Origin of the sequence: Myroides sp. 1354, assembly GCF_030324495.1 — a bacterium.
In the GTDB taxonomy this organism is placed as follows: Bacteria; Bacteroidota; Bacteroidia; order Flavobacteriales; family Flavobacteriaceae; genus Flavobacterium.
In genome coordinates this window covers 40,146-58,322 of sequence record NZ_JACAGN010000015.1, presented here as the reverse complement: position 1 = coordinate 58,322, position 18,177 = coordinate 40,146, and the positions used below count along the sequence as shown (strand labels likewise).

General features: G+C 33.3%; 24 protein-coding genes and 1 tRNA gene. 16 read left to right on the top strand and 9 right to left on the bottom strand.

Annotation, left to right across the window (positions count from 1 at the left end; translation table 11 throughout):
* Positions 1–115 precede the first annotated feature (115 nt).
* Together HX004_RS14290 and pdxR are read left to right on the top strand one after the other, a co-directional pair.
* The gene (locus HX004_RS14290; protein WP_286443282.1) at positions 116–688 is read left to right on the top strand and encodes a DUF1697 domain-containing protein; all 573 of its coding nucleotides are present in this window, start codon (positions 116–118) and stop codon (positions 686–688) included.
* A gap of 112 nt (positions 689–800) precedes the next feature.
* Positions 801–2,240, top strand: a complete 1,440-nt coding sequence (pdxR, locus tag HX004_RS14285) for a MocR-like pyridoxine biosynthesis transcription factor PdxR (RefSeq protein WP_286443281.1) — start codon at positions 801–803, stop codon at positions 2,238–2,240.
* A gap of 5 nt (positions 2,241–2,245) precedes the next feature.
* Here pdxR and HX004_RS14280 read toward each other — a convergent pair whose 3' ends face one another.
* Entirely contained in the window at positions 2,246–2,905 is a 660-nt protein-coding gene (locus tag HX004_RS14280) for a phosphatidylserine decarboxylase family protein (RefSeq protein WP_286443280.1), read from the bottom strand.
* A 337-nt stretch (positions 2,906–3,242) separates the two neighbouring features.
* Positions 3,243–3,312 (bottom strand) — tRNA-Ala (locus HX004_RS14275).
* A 584-nt stretch (positions 3,313–3,896) separates the two neighbouring features.
* On the opposite strand from HX004_RS14275, the gene HX004_RS14270 reads away from it, so the two are divergent.
* Complete coding sequence (locus tag HX004_RS14270) at positions 3,897–4,127, top strand: thioredoxin family protein (RefSeq protein WP_286443279.1); 231 nt, start codon at positions 3,897–3,899, stop codon at positions 4,125–4,127.
* A 122-nt stretch (positions 4,128–4,249) separates the two neighbouring features.
* Here the strand turns inward: HX004_RS14270 and HX004_RS14265 are convergent, their stop codons facing one another.
* The 7 genes from HX004_RS14265 to HX004_RS14235 all read right to left on the bottom strand — a co-directional run bounded on the left by HX004_RS14265 (position 4,250) and on the right by HX004_RS14235 (position 9,596).
* Positions 4,250–4,771, bottom strand: coding sequence for an STM3941 family protein (locus HX004_RS14265; protein ID WP_286443278.1), 522 nt, complete (start codon positions 4,769–4,771; stop codon positions 4,250–4,252).
* Positions 4,772–4,855: 84 nt separating this feature from the next.
* Entirely contained in the window at positions 4,856–5,335 is a 480-nt protein-coding gene (locus tag HX004_RS14260) for a hypothetical protein (protein WP_286443277.1), read from the bottom strand.
* A gap of 194 nt (positions 5,336–5,529) precedes the next feature.
* Positions 5,530–5,898 carry a hypothetical protein gene (locus tag HX004_RS14255; RefSeq protein ID WP_286443276.1) on the bottom strand — a complete coding sequence of 123 codons (369 nt, stop codon included), beginning with the start codon at positions 5,896–5,898 and terminating at the stop codon, positions 5,530–5,532.
* Positions 5,899–6,383: 485 nt separating this feature from the next.
* Positions 6,384–6,923 (bottom strand): hypothetical protein, encoded by a 540-nt coding sequence (locus tag HX004_RS14250; RefSeq protein ID WP_286443275.1) that lies wholly within the window; start codon positions 6,921–6,923, stop codon positions 6,384–6,386.
* 184 nt (positions 6,924–7,107) lie between these two features.
* The gene (locus tag HX004_RS14245) at positions 7,108–7,623 is read right to left on the bottom strand and encodes a contact-dependent growth inhibition system immunity protein (protein WP_286443274.1); all 516 of its coding nucleotides are present in this window, start codon (positions 7,621–7,623) and stop codon (positions 7,108–7,110) included.
* Positions 7,624–8,074: 451 nt separating this feature from the next.
* Positions 8,075–8,374, bottom strand: coding sequence for a hypothetical protein (locus HX004_RS14240; protein WP_286443273.1), 300 nt, complete (start codon positions 8,372–8,374; stop codon positions 8,075–8,077).
* Positions 8,375–8,918: 544 nt separating this feature from the next.
* Positions 8,919–9,596 carry an XRE family transcriptional regulator gene (locus tag HX004_RS14235; RefSeq protein WP_286443272.1) on the bottom strand — a complete coding sequence of 226 codons (678 nt, stop codon included), beginning with the start codon at positions 9,594–9,596 and terminating at the stop codon, positions 8,919–8,921.
* A gap of 155 nt (positions 9,597–9,751) precedes the next feature.
* Between HX004_RS14235 and HX004_RS14230 the strand changes: the two genes are divergently transcribed.
* The 13 genes from HX004_RS14230 (at position 9,752) to HX004_RS14170 (ending at position 18,172) form a co-directional block, all read left to right on the top strand.
* Entirely contained in the window at positions 9,752–9,934 is a 183-nt protein-coding gene (locus HX004_RS14230; RefSeq protein WP_286443271.1) for a hypothetical protein, read from the top strand.
* A 629-nt stretch (positions 9,935–10,563) separates the two neighbouring features.
* Positions 10,564–12,708 carry a hypothetical protein gene (locus HX004_RS14225; protein ID WP_286443270.1) on the top strand — a complete coding sequence of 715 codons (2,145 nt, stop codon included), beginning with the start codon at positions 10,564–10,566 and terminating at the stop codon, positions 12,706–12,708.
* Entirely contained in the window at positions 12,705–13,640 is a 936-nt protein-coding gene (locus HX004_RS14220; protein WP_286443269.1) for an AAA family ATPase, read from the top strand. Before HX004_RS14225 ends, HX004_RS14220 begins: the two co-directional genes overlap by 4 nt.
* Position 13,641: 1 nt before the next feature.
* Positions 13,642–14,322: a GTPase domain-containing protein gene (locus HX004_RS14215; protein ID WP_286443268.1), complete on the top strand. Its 681-nt coding sequence runs from the start codon at positions 13,642–13,644 to the stop codon at positions 14,320–14,322.
* Positions 14,309–14,638: a hypothetical protein gene (locus HX004_RS14210; RefSeq protein ID WP_286443267.1), complete on the top strand. Its 330-nt coding sequence runs from the start codon at positions 14,309–14,311 to the stop codon at positions 14,636–14,638. Before HX004_RS14215 ends, HX004_RS14210 begins: the two co-directional genes overlap by 14 nt.
* A gap of 2 nt (positions 14,639–14,640) precedes the next feature.
* The gene (locus HX004_RS14205; protein ID WP_286443266.1) at positions 14,641–14,790 is read left to right on the top strand and encodes a hypothetical protein; all 150 of its coding nucleotides are present in this window, start codon (positions 14,641–14,643) and stop codon (positions 14,788–14,790) included.
* Complete coding sequence (locus tag HX004_RS14200; RefSeq protein ID WP_286443265.1) at positions 14,765–14,962, top strand: hypothetical protein; 198 nt, start codon at positions 14,765–14,767, stop codon at positions 14,960–14,962. The genes HX004_RS14205 and HX004_RS14200 overlap by 26 nt, the downstream gene beginning before the upstream one ends.
* 2 nt (positions 14,963–14,964) lie before the next feature.
* Complete coding sequence (locus HX004_RS14195; RefSeq protein WP_286443264.1) at positions 14,965–15,603, top strand: DUF3164 family protein; 639 nt, start codon at positions 14,965–14,967, stop codon at positions 15,601–15,603.
* Between the two features lie 2 nt (positions 15,604–15,605).
* Positions 15,606–15,839, top strand: a complete 234-nt coding sequence (locus HX004_RS14190; protein ID WP_286443263.1) for a hypothetical protein — start codon at positions 15,606–15,608, stop codon at positions 15,837–15,839.
* A 7-nt stretch (positions 15,840–15,846) separates the two neighbouring features.
* Positions 15,847–16,308 carry a hypothetical protein gene (locus HX004_RS14185; RefSeq protein WP_286443262.1) on the top strand — a complete coding sequence of 154 codons (462 nt, stop codon included), beginning with the start codon at positions 15,847–15,849 and terminating at the stop codon, positions 16,306–16,308.
* Positions 16,309–16,319: 11 nt separating this feature from the next.
* Positions 16,320–16,697 (top strand): hypothetical protein, encoded by a 378-nt coding sequence (locus HX004_RS14180; RefSeq protein WP_286443261.1) that lies wholly within the window; start codon positions 16,320–16,322, stop codon positions 16,695–16,697.
* Positions 16,698–16,917: 220 nt separating this feature from the next.
* Complete coding sequence (locus HX004_RS14175) at positions 16,918–17,880, top strand: RNA-directed DNA polymerase (RefSeq protein ID WP_286443260.1); 963 nt, start codon at positions 16,918–16,920, stop codon at positions 17,878–17,880.
* On the top strand, positions 17,867–18,172 hold the full coding sequence (locus tag HX004_RS14170; RefSeq protein ID WP_286443259.1) for a DUF8468 domain-containing protein: 306 nt from the start codon (positions 17,867–17,869) through the stop codon (positions 18,170–18,172). Before HX004_RS14175 ends, HX004_RS14170 begins: the two co-directional genes overlap by 14 nt.
* The last annotated feature ends 5 nt before the right edge of the window (positions 18,173–18,177 follow it).

Sequence of the window (18,177 nt, the reverse complement as noted above, 5' to 3'; positions counted from 1 at the left end):
GAATTTCTTTGACCATTGGTCTATTTCATTTGATGAATGGCAACTACAATGGAATCGTCAACTTCAACAAATCAAAGGATACAAGGCCAAGGTTCGAAGGATATACTATCTTTGTATGCAACAACTTTTACGCTATTGTATCTTTATGAAAACCTATATTTCTTTACTTCGAGGCATTAATGTAAGTGGTAAAAACACAATTAAAATGGAGGTTTTGAAGAAACTTGCTTTGAATTTAAACTTCGTTCAAGTACAAACATATATTCAAAGTGGTAATCTCCTCTTTCAAACCGAAGAGACGGATGAAAGACTCCTTTCTCATCAAATACATCAAGCCATACAAGAAGAGCTTCGTTTAGATATACCTGTTCTTACCCTATCTGCAACGACATTTGAAACTCTCGTTCGCCAATGTCCCTTTACACAAACAGAGGAGCAAGCTCAACTGTACATTAGTTTTTTTCATTCCACACCAACGGTTCAAAACCACACGCATATTCTTGAAAAGAAAACAGTGGAAGAGCATTTAGCCTTTTCTGATTCAGCAGCTTATTTAGTCGCGACCAATGGGTATGGGCATACTAAAATCACCAATACTCTACTCGAACAAAAATTGTGCATTACAGCTACAACACGAAACTATAAAACGTGCCTCAAATTAATTGAATTAGCAGATGCCATGCAATAGTCTCCTGTTAATCGAACAGTTTTTTTATTCCATACAAACAGATTTTAGCGGGTAATAATGCTTATCTTTGGACTACTCCTAACTAATTTATAAACCTAAATAAATAGTCCATATGAAAAGGCTTTGGAAATTAGAAATTCGCTTGGATTCCTCTTCTGATCAACCCCTTTACTTGCAGATAGCAGATGCCCTAATTGAGGCCATTCAACAAGGCAGACTCCAAAAAGGGGATATTTTACCGAGTACGAGAACATTGGCGGAAATGCTCAAAGTGAATCGCAATACGATTGTCAAAGCACTAAGTGTACTATTAGATGAGGAATGGCTGGAATCACAAGAGCGAAAGGGCATTTATATTGCTCAAACCAGGCCTCAATCCAAACCGACACGACCTCATAAATCTTCAACTAATACTTCAACACCTCATATTCAATCTACTGTATCACTTGTATTTGACAATGGTTATCCCGATAGTAAAATTGTCCCTGTGAAAGAATTAGCACGTGCTTATAGACAGATTTTCAATCGCAATGCTAAATGGCAGATGATGGGTTATGGCAATGCTTTGGGAGATCCTAGATTCATCCAACACATTGCGCATATGCTCAATCACCAAAGAGGAATGCACGTAAAAGAGGAGTGTGTCTGCATTACACGAGGGGGACAAATGGCTATTTATTTGGTTGCTCAATGCTTGCTTCAAAAAGGGGATGCTATTTTAGTTGAGAACCCAGGGTACCAATCGGCTTGGCAGGCTTTTGAACATGCAGGGGCTACCTTACTACCTGTACAAGTGGATACAGAAGGAATTTGCCTAACTGATTTAAAAAAACAACTGCAACAAAACTCCAATATTAAAGCAATCTACCTCACGCCTCACCATCAGTTTCCAACCACAGTAACCCTGAGCTTACAACGACGTTTGGAAATTGTACAACTCGCCAATGACCACAATATTACCATCATTGAAGATGATTACGACAACGAATTTCACTATACCTACCGACCGGTATTGCCGCTGTGTAGCTATGCTGAACTTGAAAACTACGTTTATATCGGCACCTTGAGTAAGGTTGTTGCACCCGCACTTCGCGTGGGCTTCCTAGTGACGAGTGACCACAGCTTGATTGACAAGATTGCGCAATTGAGAAAGATCATCGATATTCAAGGAGATCGTATCATGGAACAAGCCGTCCTCCAATTAATTGAAGACGGCCTGATAAAAAAACATATTAAAAAAGCGACAAGTTTATACAAAGAAAAAAGGGACTTCACCACGGCTCTAATTCAAAAATACTTAGGCGATCAAGTAACCTTTACAATTCCCGATGGCGGATTGGCCTTTTGGATTAAGCCCAAATACCCTGTTGATTATACCCTGTTAGTCCAACACTTAGCTGCTAGAGGCATGCAATTAGTCAATCCCAACAACTATTATTCCCCCCCTACTTCTGCTGATGGATTGCGTTTGAGTTTTGGTACACTCTCCAAAGAAGAATTAGAAAAAGGGATACACCTACTCGCAGCTTGTCTCCAAGAACAACAAGTATAATCTTGTTACCATCTGGCTAAGGTTGTGATTCCTCCTTGTACTTTATCTCCCAATTGTACTTTTACACTACAATCCAAAGGCAAGAGCAAATCTACGCGCGATCCAAACTTAATAAATCCCATTTCTTCCGTTTGTACGGCTGTAGTTCCACAGGGTAGATAATTGACAATGCGATTCGCTAATGCTCCAGCAATCTGTTTCGCTAGTACTTCTTTGCCATTCACATGTTTATAAACGACGCTATGTCGCTCATTTTCCGTGGACGATTTAGGGTGCCAAGCCACCAAGTTTTTTCCTTTGTGATACTGACTGTATACTATTTCTCCATCAATGGGATTCAAATTCACATGCACATTCAATACACTCATAAACACGGATATCTGCAGGCGTTTTTCACTAAAATACTCATCGGGTTCCACCTCTTCTATCACAACGACAGTTCCATCACAAGGTGCTTGAATACAAGACTCCCCTTTTATAAGGATGCGCTTGGGAATACGAAAGAAAAACACCACAAGTCCCATTAAAACAGCAGTCAACAAAAGTATAAAGCCTTGTGTATACCACAGCCTATTGTTCATGAAAACAAAAACTAATCCATTGCATACTAAAAAAACGCAACTTGCAAAGGTGATAGGACCTTTTCCTTCTCGGTGTAACTTCATGTGATTATTATTTTTAAATGATTGTCCTCCTTTGTATCTGCTGCGATCAACTAAAAAAATGACAGCTTGTTGATGGAATACAGCAGATGACAAGAAGGTTTTTTATTTTTTTGCTTTTTTGTTAGTTGCTTTTTCGCTTTTTTGCTAGTTGCTTTTTCGCTCAATTTTCGATGAAAGAAAATATATCCTTAAATCAAAAAATTTACCGCTAACCGTTAGGTTTGCTTTTGCGTTTTTTTGCTAGTTGCTTTTTCGCTCAATTTTCGATGAAAGAAAATATATCCTTAAATCAGAAAATTTACCGTCAACTGATAACTGATAACCGTTAACTAATTAGAGGTTCCCGTTGGATTCGAACCAACCTACTGGTTATTGCGTAACCAGGCCTACCACTCAGCCAGGGAACCGTTTATTGGTTTACAGTGGACAGTTTACTGACAACCGTTAGATTTGATTTTTTATCTCACCTATTTTATATTTTGTTTTGGAGTTCGATGAATCTACGCTGCGCTCCGATTTGCTTTTTCGCTTTTTTGCTAGTTGTTTTTTTGCTCAATTTTCGATTAAAGAGAATATATCCTTCAATCAGAAAAATCAACTATCAACTATCAACCGTCAACTGTTAACCGTTCACTAATCTGGTACAAACATACAGCCTCTTTGGAGGACTAGCATGATACAGAATTGTGATTTTAGGGGTGGTCCAGGTTTTTGTTATTTGTGAGGTTTATTGTTTGTTGTTTGTGAGGCTTACAATCTGACAAATAACAAACCTCACTACTTCCCCACAGTATGTCACCCCGACGCTAGGAGGGGTCGCATCCCGCGCTCACATCATACTTTTGCTCTTTATGAAGTTGTGAATGCTCAACAAATAACAAATCTCACAAAAAAAACCTGGACCATCGAGATATTCTAATCCTGTACCATTCAAATCCCCAACAGTCCAACTACTTTTACTCTACAATATTTACTTATAAAATAATACATCATGAAACAACTCACTTTTTACCATGCTGGTTGTCCTGTTTGCGTAAGTGCAGAACAAGATCTTCTCAACTTAATTGCGGATCACCCTATCGAAATTATTCATTTAGGAGAAGAACCAACAAAAGTACAAGAAGCAGAAGGCGCTGGCGTCAAATCAGTCCCCGCTTTAGTTTTACCCAATGGCCATGTGTTACACATCAACTTTGGCGCTTCTATTGCTGATTTGAAATAAAACATTAAAAAAACCGCTAGGAGCAAATGACCTAGCGGTTGATTGTTTTATCTCCTTTTGACAATAAGATAACCCTAACTAAAGAGCCTTAGGGTTAATTGCATCACTAAAGCTAAATGAATCTACTCAACTTTAACATGTTGACGCAGTGTCAACTTCAATTCTTCAAGTATACAAAGTACATGCTTGGTTTCTATAACAATAGACGTTCCATATGAATTTTTATATCCTAAAGCATTTATTTTTTTCAATAAACCTTTATTCTTAAAATATTTACTTTCATCCTTAACGAAAATTAAAAGGAAAGTATTTTTTTTACTTTTTTTAGTCTTTATTAATGTGATATCTTTCCATGCTATTTGACCTATATTAATCAAATTAGTGTTATTTATCATTCCTTCATTTGATACAATTAATCCATTCTCCTCAAATAAAAGTAGCACATATCCAATAAAAAGAGGGATTGAAAAAAAACTAATCAGGATTCCCACTAGTCTAACAAAAACCTCACTTCTAACAAGAGAAGATATAAAAATAGAAGGATATAATACAAATAATCCTCCTACAACGATTAACGCAAACAAGAGTAAAATAAGACAACTAATATTTTTTTTACTCAATTTAAACACAACACTTTTACTCATTATCTTTTCATGTAAAAACAGAATTAACCCTGCTATCTGTATTAACTGATGCTTAAGCTTATAAATCACTTTTCTTGTTGCACCTTATTTATTGTAATAAATCGTTTCATCCAAAATGTACTTTGTAAAAACATCATTAATTGTCGTGTAATATCCGTTTTCAAGGGATATTATTTGAGGAAACTCAACGGTTAAAACATTGCATTGTTCACTCTTACATCTATCGTCTATGCGAATGACATCTCCTCTTTTGTATTTATAAACAACACCCTTTGACTCTTTATTTACCTCTAACTTCACATTAAAAAACACATCCACTTTATACCTTCTCAAGTCTATTTCGATTAATTTAGTATCAAACTCTACCCAAAAAGGGTTTTGATTGTTGAACATAAAGAGATTGCTTTCTATTGGTTCAACTTCCTTACTTTTCCTGTTCTTCTTAGAAAAGAATTTAACTTCTATTGACGGATCAACTTCAAAAAAAATGTAGCTTTTTTTATGCTGTGCATCTATACGCTGGCATAGTATAAAAATAATCAACAACAAAAATCTGGTATACATAAGTGAATTTTTATCTAAATATATTAATGGGGGCTTCTTCTATTTTTTTAATAACTCCAACTGAGTCATCTGGTCTCAATCCACCGATTTTCTTGTTATATTCCTAAACAACAAGCGAAGTATGAACGATTATAGCTTCATACCCTTTTAGATATCCATCCCTCTTCCATTTGCCTTTCCCCTAAATCACTGCCTTATTTTTCTATCCAATGATCTATAACTTCTACGGTATTTTTATTAAAACGAATAAAATAATTAGATAAAATACTATCGTTTTTTTCATATCCGAGAAAATAACGTACTTCCCAAACATTAATATCTTCATACAATTTTATTTGTTTTCTTTTTATATTAGCTTTTGTCAAATCGGAATGTTGGTTTAAAAAAATTTTTAGCGCTATCGTATCTACCAACCCTTCTTCTTGTAAAATATCAAATAAATATAGTTTAGTTACCAAATTTTTCTCTGGTAGTGGATGCCGTACTAATCTTAACTCTTCATTTTTATCTTGTCCAAACATGGATAACGAACACAAAAACACAATTAAAAATATATTTTTCATAATTTCTTTTTTTCCTCCCTTAGGACCTTATTTCAGGATTATTATTTAAATGCATGGTTCCTAGAGAAGATCCAGATACCATACTAGTTTGCTCCTATATTTCATTTGTATGCAAAAAGCAGATACTTGGAAAAGCGCTCTTGTAGTGAATCGGCTAATAGGTTGCAGTTTTACCTCGACTTTTCACAATTTAGTTTTAAATCAAATTTTAATACTAATTCATCTGGCCTTACTACATATATCCGTCAGCGGGTCCACACTCAACCTCTACTCCTTCTTTTCCTCTCGCGAACTCAACCTTGGTTTTACAAGACCAACTGTTCCGATAAAAATAGGATTTATTTCAATTGAAAAACGGATCATCACTCAAAAAATGCATCTGTCAATTAACCCTAGTAACCATCCGGTATCCCCTCCACTACCCACACTAGTCATGTCACCCTGAGGCAACGAAGGGTCGCATTAAATTTGCGCGATTGGAATTCTTAATTATCTATTTTGCGATAAGGAAAAATAATTTTGTAAAAAACTCGTTTGTAATCTGTTTCTTTATATTTAACATGATTATTATTAGAATTTCTATACTTAATATAATAATAATTTGCATTGATCATCCCCATTAAAAACACAATTGAATCTTCCGAGAAACTATAAATCTCTAAATCAGTTGAATTCCAATTTTCTCTCACTAAATGTTTACAATTTCCATAATCAGGATATCGATATACTTCATAATCTTTTGTTGGTAGTGCATAATACAAATCATCTGCATATATAAATACATCAGGGCGTTCAAAAAAATCACTGGTTAACTTATATTCATTTAAAATTGCTTTAGAAAAAACAAAGGGTCCACCAAATTTTTTAGAATATACTCTAATAGGTTCTAAAATTTTTATTGTATCGACAAGATAAAAGTTATTATAGTTATTTTCACCTATATAATCATAATCAATATTATTTTTTGATATTGAACATGAAATTACGAATAGACTTATTAGCAGATATTTAATTCCTATTTTCATTCCTATTTATTTTGCCTCTTTTTAATCTATTAGTACTAAATTCTATATTATTACTTATACTTCCTTTTCCGCCTTTACTCAAATTATCATTTAGTGATTTCTGTACAATATTCACTATTTCTTCTCCATAGCTATTATTAGATCTATAATGATATGTCTCATACCCATGTTATCAGACTAGAAACTAATTTAATATCTTAATAATTTCTTTAGCTATTTCTAAATATTTTTCTTCTAAAAACTCTATTTTAACAATGCTTTCTACATCTGTTTGTAATCCCTTTTTAGAATCTAAATAAATATTAGGTTTTATAGTTATTTCTTTATCTTCAATATATATATCACAACTTCTCGAGTTTTTATATAAGTCATCATATGATTTCGCTTCAATTTTTTTCAACAACTGTTTATTATTGTTCCATATTTTATCCACCTCCAATTCAAGAATAGAACGACTATGATTTAATCCCTCTAAAATTACTTTTAAAAATTCTTGTATACTAATATCTAAAGGAAGTAGATATAGAGGTTCTCCAGCTATATAAGACCAAGCCTCCGTTCTATACATAGTAATGATTTTATATTGGTTTTTGGTTTTATAGACTTGAATAGACTTCTTCATAAAATTTAATTCTTTACTAGTATCACCATCTTTATCAAACAAATGAGCATTTGTAGCAAATAATTTTATTTTTTTCATAAAAACTAATATTTATTTTATTATTCCAACATTCATTTGTACTTATTTTTCTGATACATATTGAACAGTTTTATTGATCTGTTGAGTTTAAGTCTTTGAAGCACTTCTTGGAATTCTTATATCCTACATTTAAAACCAAACAAACTGTGGAAGTAATGAGTTAATTCCAAATTCTCTATAAAAGACAAAAATCAATAATTGAAAAACTAACGGATTACGTCCGAGACTTTAGCCAAAAGGCTTGAGGTTAAATTTGCGCAATCCTCAATCGGAATGTTATTAATCATACATCTTTTAAACAATCTATCGCTATTTAATCAAAAAAATCCATACAGCATTACTATTCCTATAAGAAAAAATGTTAGACCATCAATATATCCTCGTATTTCCATTGACTTATCCCAAAAACACATGGAACGAAATTAAATCCGTGTAATTGCAAAATGTTGAATTACTCTGCTGCATTTATAATTATAGATGTTAAACTATTTTTTGTAAGATTTATTTCTGCCGACCAATAGCAATTACCTCCATCTGAAGGATCAAACATTTCTTTTTTCCAATTTAACTTTTTATAAACCCCTTCTTTAAAAAAAGAGGGGACTTCGCAAAAACTATTAACATAAACTATTTGATCCCCTTCTTTATTTTCATAACACAAGTACTGTCTAAAGTATTTTCTTTTCAACTGGTCTAAATCAGTTATATCTAATTTTCGTAAACCTGTATTCCTGATTGTTTCACCAAACAATAAATCTATTTTATTTATATTAAGGGGGTATAAATGAAATATACAAATACACTCAATATAAAAAAGGTCGAAAAACCCAATAAATACAAGGGATTAAGATAAAAAAGGTCAAGAAAATAAAAAAAATGAAATATCCATTGCACTACCATTTACTACCATACAGATACCATTTTATAGACGTATAAAGCCATGTCTTAAGCCACTTCTACTATAAATACAATATTAGATAGGTGAAACTACCATAAAAGCCGTTAAATCAAGTGTTTTAACGGCTTTTGTTATTGTTGTAAACTGCAAATAAATCCTTTTTAAATGGTTTTTAAATCCAAGTAACGTATTTCTCAAAAAACTACTCTATTTAGTATTGCTTCGCCTTATGCTTAGCCTCATGCTTCGCCTTAAGTATGTAAAATAAATAAGTGTACAATACCCTTTAATAACACTATTTTTCATGTAAATAATAAAAAACGACTTATATATACCCCCTTATTTTACTATTTCAAACAAAACAATACGTTTAAATATCTGATTATCATAATGTTGGTTAATTATGAATACGTATTGATGCACGAACTAACCCCATTGCGACTATTTGATTTAAATTGATGTCTTTGGGTGCATGATGCTGATTGTGGCTCACAATCTTAATAAACTCATTGCCTAACTCGCTTGGATGAACAAATTTAATAGTCTTCATTGTAGTTGTTTCATCGACTCTAATAGCTAACAGGTACATTTCGCCAAAGAAAATGCTGTTTCTTTCAACAGCAATGCTTTTATAAGCAACAAGATCACCTGCTTTTAATAATGGATACATGCTGTCCCCGGTGGCAGATATTGCTCCATCACAAGATGGCATCATAGGTATAGATATATAATCTAATATTTTTTCTTCATCTATACCATCTCCATTTAATATTGGTACCAATCCCATAGATGCTTCAAGATTAAAAATAGGTACCATTTGTTGTTCATAAAAAACATCCTTTGTTTTTCTAGAACTCACAACAGGTTCAATAATAGTATTAGAATAATATTCTTCACCTAATAATTCTGCTACACTAACATCTAATGCTGTTGCGATTTTTCGCAACCTTTCTAGAGAGATATCTTGAATTTCATTTTCATAATCAACATAAGAACGTTTTGGAATGCCTGTTTTCACGACCATTTCGTTCTGTGTTATTTTTTTTCTTAATCTTATTTCCTTGATTTTCAGCACGATAAAAAATATTTAATTAAAATTGCGGTATTTCGCAATTAATAGTTGCGATATTTCGCAATTCTTATATATATTTGTAACAGACAATTGAAATAAATAACAACAGATTTTAATCTCTGTAAGTAATTAAAAACAATATTTAAGGATATAAAGATATGAACAAAATTGAATTGCCTGCATCATTTAAAAAGAAAATAGCAACAGAATTGAATACAACTGTTCAAACTGTCCACACTTCATTATGCTATTTTAATAACAGTGACCTAGCTGTATTGATCCGTAAAAGAGCCAAAGAGCTTTTAGTAGAAGAAGCAAGTAAAATTAAAATAGAGAGCTAATTATGAAAACAATAAAGTCTTCAAGGGAATTCGGGCACAAAATAAGTAACAAAAACGAGAAGCCAAGAATAGGCTCTGCTATGTGTTCTTATGAGGAAATAGAGTATAGAAAAAATAACCACACTATGTGGTGTGGTTATCAGAAGAAAGTTTAATACTAAAATTGATTAAGGATGAAACACACTAATCTAACTAATCAACAAGTAATAGATATGTATAACAATGTGTCTTTAAAACTTGGGTGGAGTACTATTAATAGTACTAATGACATTATCCAAAGCAGACAGGAGGTTACTAGAGTTCACTTCTCCATTGTTTCTGATAAGGGTGCTGAGTGTTCGTAGAGATTCAATGTATGGTGCTCTAATATTAGAGTCTTGACATAAAACAGCCTCTAATGCTTGAACCCTTATTAATAATAATAAATAATCATTTTCATTCATATCACTATAATTTTTTTGTTAGCACAGTAAATATAGTGATTTCCCATCGCACTGGTTGTGCTATCTATTACTATTAAGACGGAAAACAGATAGATGAAAAATATAATGCCGCCCGCCACCGTACAAATAGAAGGCGACATTATAAGAGGTTCGAATCCTTAATGGGACCAAAATAAAATATTCATTATGGCACAACAATTAGAAATACCGTTTGAATATCACGATGATAAGCTAGGTGTAAAGATCAAGTTTTTAATTAAAGACGATAAAGTAGTATCTGCACACGAAGAAAGTTTAAAGCTAATATCATATAACGCGCTTAATAAGCGAATGAAAAGCAAAACACAGCCTGAACGTGAATTACGAAGAGCATCTCTTGGTTTTGATGCCTTAGTAGAATATGATTCATTAATTCAACAATGGCGCGATGCTTTAGTGATGAAGTGGAAAAAACCTGCTGAACAGATTAGAGAATCTTTTTTTGCCAAGCATTATCTAAGTGATAGAAAAGCATTTGATTTTTTTGCTGCACATCGTTATGGTGAAAATGACAATAAACTCGAACCCGAAGTAATTGAACTATACACGTATAACGCATCTGTTTTAAACACTGTTATAGAAGTGAAAAACAAGCGAAAGATGTATGCAAAAAGTTTAGGAATGACTGGACAGTTTGACATATGGCAAAGTTTGAGTAATGATGTAAATGCTTTTCAACAAGTTCGTCATGATTTACCAACAAAGCCAGATAGCTTACGTCATAAGGTGAACCGATACTTAAAGGAAGGTTATCTATCCATTATATCAGGTAAATATGGGAAGCGTAATGCTGCTAAAGTTGTAACCAATGAACAGAACATGATGATAGAAGAACTTCTTAATAAACATCAAAACCTTAACAATGAGCAAATCGTTGATATCTACAACATAGTTGCTAGTTCTTTAGGTTGGAAAACGATTGATGCAGGAGTTATAGCCAATATGCGTAAAAAACTAGATATGTATGTATTTAGTGGACAACATGGTACTACTGAGCTTATGCATAATAAGCATATGCAAATAAAAAGAAGTAAACCAAGTGCCGCTATGTTGTTCTGGAGTATGGATGGTTGGGATGCTGAGTTGCTTTACCAAAAGACAACAATAAACAGTGAAGGAAAAACAGTTACAACGTATCACAATAGATTAACTGTAGTAATGGTTTTAGATCCATTTAACAACTACATAGTAGGATATGCAATTGGAACTAGTGAAAGTCCGAGTTTGATTAGACAAGCTCTTAAAAATGCTCTTAAACATATTGAGGAATTGTTTGGACAAAAATATAAGCCATATCAACTTCAAACTGATAATTACCAACTCAAGAATTTGACTCCAACATATGAGGCAACAGCAAAGCATTTTACACCTGCAAAAGTAAAGAACTCGAAAGCCAAGCCAATTGAGAATTTCTTTGATAAGTTCAATGAAAAACACTTTCAAGCAAAGCTTGTTCCCAATTGGTCAGGACATAACGTGACTTCAAACAATGATAATCAAGTAAATGATGATTATTTAAACAAGATAAGACATCAATTCCCTGACGAAACTGGTTGTAGAATGCAGATTGTAAATGCTATAGAGAATGATAGGGCTGAAAAAGTTGAAAAATATGTTGAGAGTTTTGAAGCCTTCCCTGAAGATGATAAAATAACGATGACAATCAACCAATTTTTAAGATGTTATGGACAAACTACAGGATACACCAACAAATTTAAAGGTGAAGGATTAACACCTACTATCAATGGAATAGAAATGGCATATGACACTTTTGATTTGAATTTTAGAAAGCATATGCATGAAGATTGGATGGTATTTTATGACCAGGATGATTTAAGTAAGGTTTTGGTTAGTAATGCTAAAAGTAGAAATGGTAAGCTAGTTGAGGAAATAGGTAATCTTGAATTTATACTAGAAGAAAAATATATACAGCCAATGGCTTTATATGATCAACAAAAACAAGATGCTTTAGAACGTCAGAAAGTTTTCAATTTCAATAAACAATACAATGATGAAATACTAAATAGAAATGAAGTGAGGCACGAAGTTTTAGAGGATTTGTTTACCTCAAATCCACAACTTGATACTTTGAGAAAATTAATGCTTGCTGATAGTAATGGACAACATAAAGATCATAAGTCTTCAGAACGAAAACGTATGGAAAAAACTACTACTCAATTAGCAAACAAGCAAGTGAAGAAAGAACAAAATATTATTGATGCCGAATGGAAAAGTTCTCAAGAAGAATACTTAAAAGATAAAGTCAACCTAAATAAATATGCTGAATTATGATAACAATAAATCAAAAACAACAAATCACCATAGCGCTTAATGATTACATCACCAAACACAATATAAGTGCTAATGAAATAGTAAAGCGTTCTGGAATCAATGAAAGCTATTTATCTAGTATTCGAAATGGAGATACAATGGTGGGTAAATCTGAAATTAAAGACAAGTGGTATTTAATGCTTGCAGAATTTATTGATTTCAAACTTGTAAAAGAATACTGGACAATGCAAGAAACCCCACAGCTTTTTAGAATGTTATCTACGTTAGAGGATGCTAAAGAAGGAGGTTTAACTAATATCGTAATTGGTGAAACTGGGAGTGGTAAGTCCTATATATCTGATTTGTTTGTAAAAGCCAACCCTATTGATACATTTAAAATAGTAGTTGGTTCATTAGATACTATTGGTGATTTATTAGATAAAGTTATAGATGCTTTGAAAATTGCAACTCCTAAGACTAAATCTAAGAAGATTGGAGAAATAGCAAAGAAACTTAGACAGTTGCGTTTAGAGGGTCTTAAACCTCATTTAATTTTTGATGAGTGCGAGTATATGAAACAGCCCGCTCTATGTGCAATGAAAGAGCTTTATGATGCTTTAATTAAAATATGTGGAATTACTTTGATTGGCACTAGTCAGTTGATAGATAATCTAGATAAACTACGTAAAAAGAATAGATCAGGCATTCCCCAGTTCTACCGAAGAATAAAATTCGGAATTCGTGAACTTCCTACTATTGATCGCAGTTTTGAATTGTTCTTAAAAAATGTGGAAGATACTTCCCTTCGAAAATTCTTAAAACAGAATTGCGACAATTATGGCGAATTGCATGATGTATTAGTTCCAGCAATGAAGGAAGCAGATAGAACAGGTAAAGAACTCACAGAAGAGTTTGTAAGAACCATATTGGGAATGCCTAAAATGATAGCTTAAAATGAATCAATCAACAAAGAGCAGTTTAAGTAGAACTCTAACAGTATCAAATGTATTATCAACCAAAGTTCATCGTATAAAATTTACAGGACGGTTTTATGATGTATTTGATAACCCGCAGAAAAAAGCCAGATGGTTTGTTTTTGGACAGAGTTCAAGTGGTAAAAGTTCCTTTGTGATGCAATTGATTAAAGAGTTTGCTCAAACTGAAAAAACATTACTAGTATCCTTGGAAGAGGATTTAGATGATGGAGACTTACAAGACCGACTAAGAATGTTTCAAATGCAGGATGTGAGTAGCAACTTCAAGATGGTTTCAGACAATTTAGAAGAATTGACAGAGCGTTTGGGTCGACGAGGCAGTGCTCAAGTAGTGGTAGTAGATTCAGCTCCTTATCTATTCATGGGTAAGACCTTTGCAGATTATCTAAGCTTTACGAAGCAGTTTCGAGACAAGACACTTGTTTTTATTGGCCATGCCAAGGGACAGTTACCAAAAACAGAATTAGAGGAACGAATAATGTATGATGCTAATCAGAAGGTTTTTGTTAGTGGTTATGTAGCAACTAATAAAGGTAGAAAATTTGGTCCATATGCAACACAATATGTGGTTTGGCAAAAAGGATATGAAGATTTAAACGGAGTAACTAATCAAAATACACCAACGGATGAAGATATATGAAATATTACAGATCAGTAAACAACACTATGATGAAGTTGTTTTGGAAACATACATCGATTGGTGTTCAGGGTTCAATCATAGTTCTAAGGCGTTTCAATTATCATTGAGTAGTAAAGCATTACAAAACTACTTTAGAAAGCATTACAGTGATTTAGAAGAACTGTTTGTAAAGCAAATTCAGTCTTATAAGCATTTGCCTGCGAAAGATAAAAACGCTTTTTATGCAGATGTTACAAATGCAATCTTCAAAAACTATCCTAGTGCATTACTCCCTAGGTTAAAGAAAAGAGAACTAAGCCACTCTAACCTCAATTAACTATGGAAGGACTAAAAGTTAAAATAAGAGAATTGGAAGAATGGTTAAAACATAACGGTTCACATCCTAATTATTCCTTGGTATTACAGGATAAAAAAGAATTAGAAACGAAATTAAAGCAACAAGATGAAGCACCTACAGCGACAACATGAGTTACAAGAAGCTCTATCAAGTACAGCAGGCACTGGATATTTTACTGTTGGAGAGCGTATTATTATCAATCAAGAAAGAGGTTATCTCTTAAGTATTGGTACAGAAAATGAACTAAGACCATTTAAGGTCACTGAATCAATAGAAGTCAAATTATACTTATTAAGAAAATAGTTATGAAAGAAATTAAAGACATGACGACTCAGGAGCTTGAGCAAATGCTCCAAGAGCGAAAAAAGAAAGAAAAGGCTGAATTAGCGAAACAAAAAAAGATTTACGAAGACAAGCGAAATGTAACAGTAAACAATGCTGTATCTGCTGCAATAGAACTAAATCAAGCTCTTCAGAACTTTAAAAAAGTAGTTCACCAGGATATGGAAGAACAGGCAGGTTTCCTTTCTGAGTATGGCTTAATACGAGCTAACAGTAAAGGCGGTTTTACAATTACCAATTCAGACAACAATATGCGTGTAACAAGACGCAGAGATACTGAGCCTGTTTGGGATGAAAGAAGCTCAAAAGCTATAGAGCTAATTAAAGACTTCTTAGGGGATGCAATTAAGAAACGAGATACAAAGATGTATGAAATACTAATGAGTTTCTTACAACGTAACGAGAAAGGAGAACTGGAGTATTCTCGTGTAATGGATCTCTATACTCATGAAGACAAGTTTGATGATCCTCGTTGGAAGGAAGGTCTTCGACTTATGAAAGAAAGTTTTTCTAACCATCTAAAAGGTTATGGCTATGAGTTTAAAATTAAGGGTGAAGATGGAAAATGGCAAAGTGTATTGTTAAACTTCTCAAGTTTATAATTATGCGTAAAATCATTCACTTAGAAGATCAAGGACAAGATTTATTGCGCCTTATTCTTGAAAATGGAAAAGTTGTAGAAGAACAACCCGTTAATCAAGGTGTTTATATCGGAGGGTATGTTCCAAAATATGAATTAGAAGTTGGACAGCCATGTCCAATGCACTGTCCTCCTCATATCGAATTCGGTTACTTAAAATACAATGTAACTAAAATTGAATCAGAAACTGAAAAATAATAAAACTATGCAAACATTAACAATCAATATCCCAGAGGGTTTTAGAATAAAGTCCTTTGATGAGAAAACAGGAGAGGTAAGTTTTGAACCCGTTCCAAAAGATATCAAGGAACGTATTAATAGCTTACAAGACATCTTTGAGTTAAATAATACAACTCAAGAAGATTTTGACAATAAATGGAAAGGCTTTGAGCCACATGAAAAAGCAGCTGCTTTAGAGATTTTAATTGTAGCGGCTTATAATGAGGGTAAACTACCAGACTTCACAGATGGAACTTATAAATATTACCCAAGGTTTAAAATGGGTTCTCCTTCGGGTTTGGGCTTCTCGTACTTCGTCTGCGTTCGCTGGAATTCGCTTTCGACTGTCGGCTCTCGCCTTGTTTTTCATGGTAAAAACGGATATGAAAACATGTTAGATGCTGTAGAGAAATTTTTACCACAATACAAAGATTCAAGAACACTTTAAAAAATATCACAATGAAAGAATTTGCAAACAAACAAGAGGCTTTTGCTTCACAAAATTTTGATCCATCAAAAGTAGAAGTTACAGGAGTACCTGAACAACATGTTGAAGCGGTTAAAGCATTTATTAACCTATGTGTAGTCCATGATGCAGTTAACCCTGAATTCAATCCTGACTTTTCAGATTATAGTCAAGATAAGTACAACGCAGTTCATGAAATGGGTTCTCCTTCGGGTTCGGGCTTCTCGTACGGCGGCTACTATTACTGGCTTACGCTTTCGTATGTCGGCTCTCGCCTTTGCTCCGAAAGCCGAAAAGCGACAAGGCATATTGCAGAAATCTGTCATGAAGACTATAAAGCGATGAAAGTGTATGATCGTCAAATAAAATAAAAGAATGGGTTGTACAATGTTGTTGCTGTAGTTCTCCTTCGGGTTCAGGCTTCTCGTACAACGACTACGATAACTGGAATACGAATTCGAATGTCAGCTCTCACCTGAGCAATCAAAATAAAGACATTGTAAACCTTACCACTTGGTAAAAAAAAAAGAACATAATCTTTCAAGGGCGTTGGTAGTAGTAACGAAGGCGACCTTTTTTAAAGCAAAGGCAATGAAAAGAATTGGAAATCTATACACACAGATTATTAGTGTTCAAAATCTAACCGAAGCAGATGCAAAGGCTCAAATAGGCAAAAAGAAGCAATATGGAGTTATCTCGCATAATAAGAATAAAGAGGCAAATATTTTAAGATTACACAAGCTGTTGAAAGACAAAGAATATCAGACTTCAATGTATGATATTTTTAAAGTGTATGAGCCAAAAGAACGTGAGGTGTATCGACTTCCTTATTTTCCTGATAGAATTACACATCATGCGATAATGAATGTACTGGAGCCTATTTTTGTGGCAAATTATACATCAGATACCTATAGTTGTATTAAAAAGAGAGGAATCCACGCAGCTTCATTCGCTCTTAGAAAGGCATTGAAAAACAAAAGTGAAACAACCTATTGTTTAAAACTCGATGTCAGAAAGTTTTACCCAAGTGTAGATCATGATGTTTTAAAGACGTTACTGCGAAAGAAGTTCAAGGATAAAGAGTTATTGTGGCTTCTTGATGAGATCATTGACAGTGCTCCAGGATTGCCAATAGGAAACTATCTCAGTCAATACCTAGCCAATTTTTATCTGTCTTACTTTGATCACTGGGTAAAAGAAGAGTTGAGAGTAAAATACTACTTCAGATATGCAGATGATATTGTAATACTTCACACTGAAAAAGGCTATTTACACACTCTTTTAAAGATGTTTAAACAGTATTTAAAAGAACGTTTAAAACTCGAAGTCAAAGAAAATTATCAAGTTTTCCCAATAGAAAAAAGAGGAATCGATTTTGTGGGATATGTTCACTACCACAATCATACACTACTTCGGAAAAGCATTAAGAAGAGATTCGCAAAAATGCTCAAACAAAATCCAAATAAAGCTTCAATAGCTTCTTACCAAGGTTGGTTAAAACACTGCAATTCTAAAAACCTTTTAAAAACCTTACTACCAAATGAACAATTTTAAAAGCTTCAAAAGCTTCAATATAGAACCTGAACCGACCACATTTATAGGTGATAAAATCAAAATACAAAAAGTACTTGATGAGGAGATCATTATTCACAAGTATAAGATTGGAGATTCCAAAGTCAAGCAAGGTACAAAAATGATGACTTTACAAATTGAAAAGGACAATGAGAAGCATGTCATTTTTACGGGATCACGTATTCTTATGGAAATGATAGAACGTGTGCCTAAAGATGGATTTCCATTTAAAACCAAGATAGTAAAAGAGTTTGAACATTTAGAATTTACTTAAAAGTT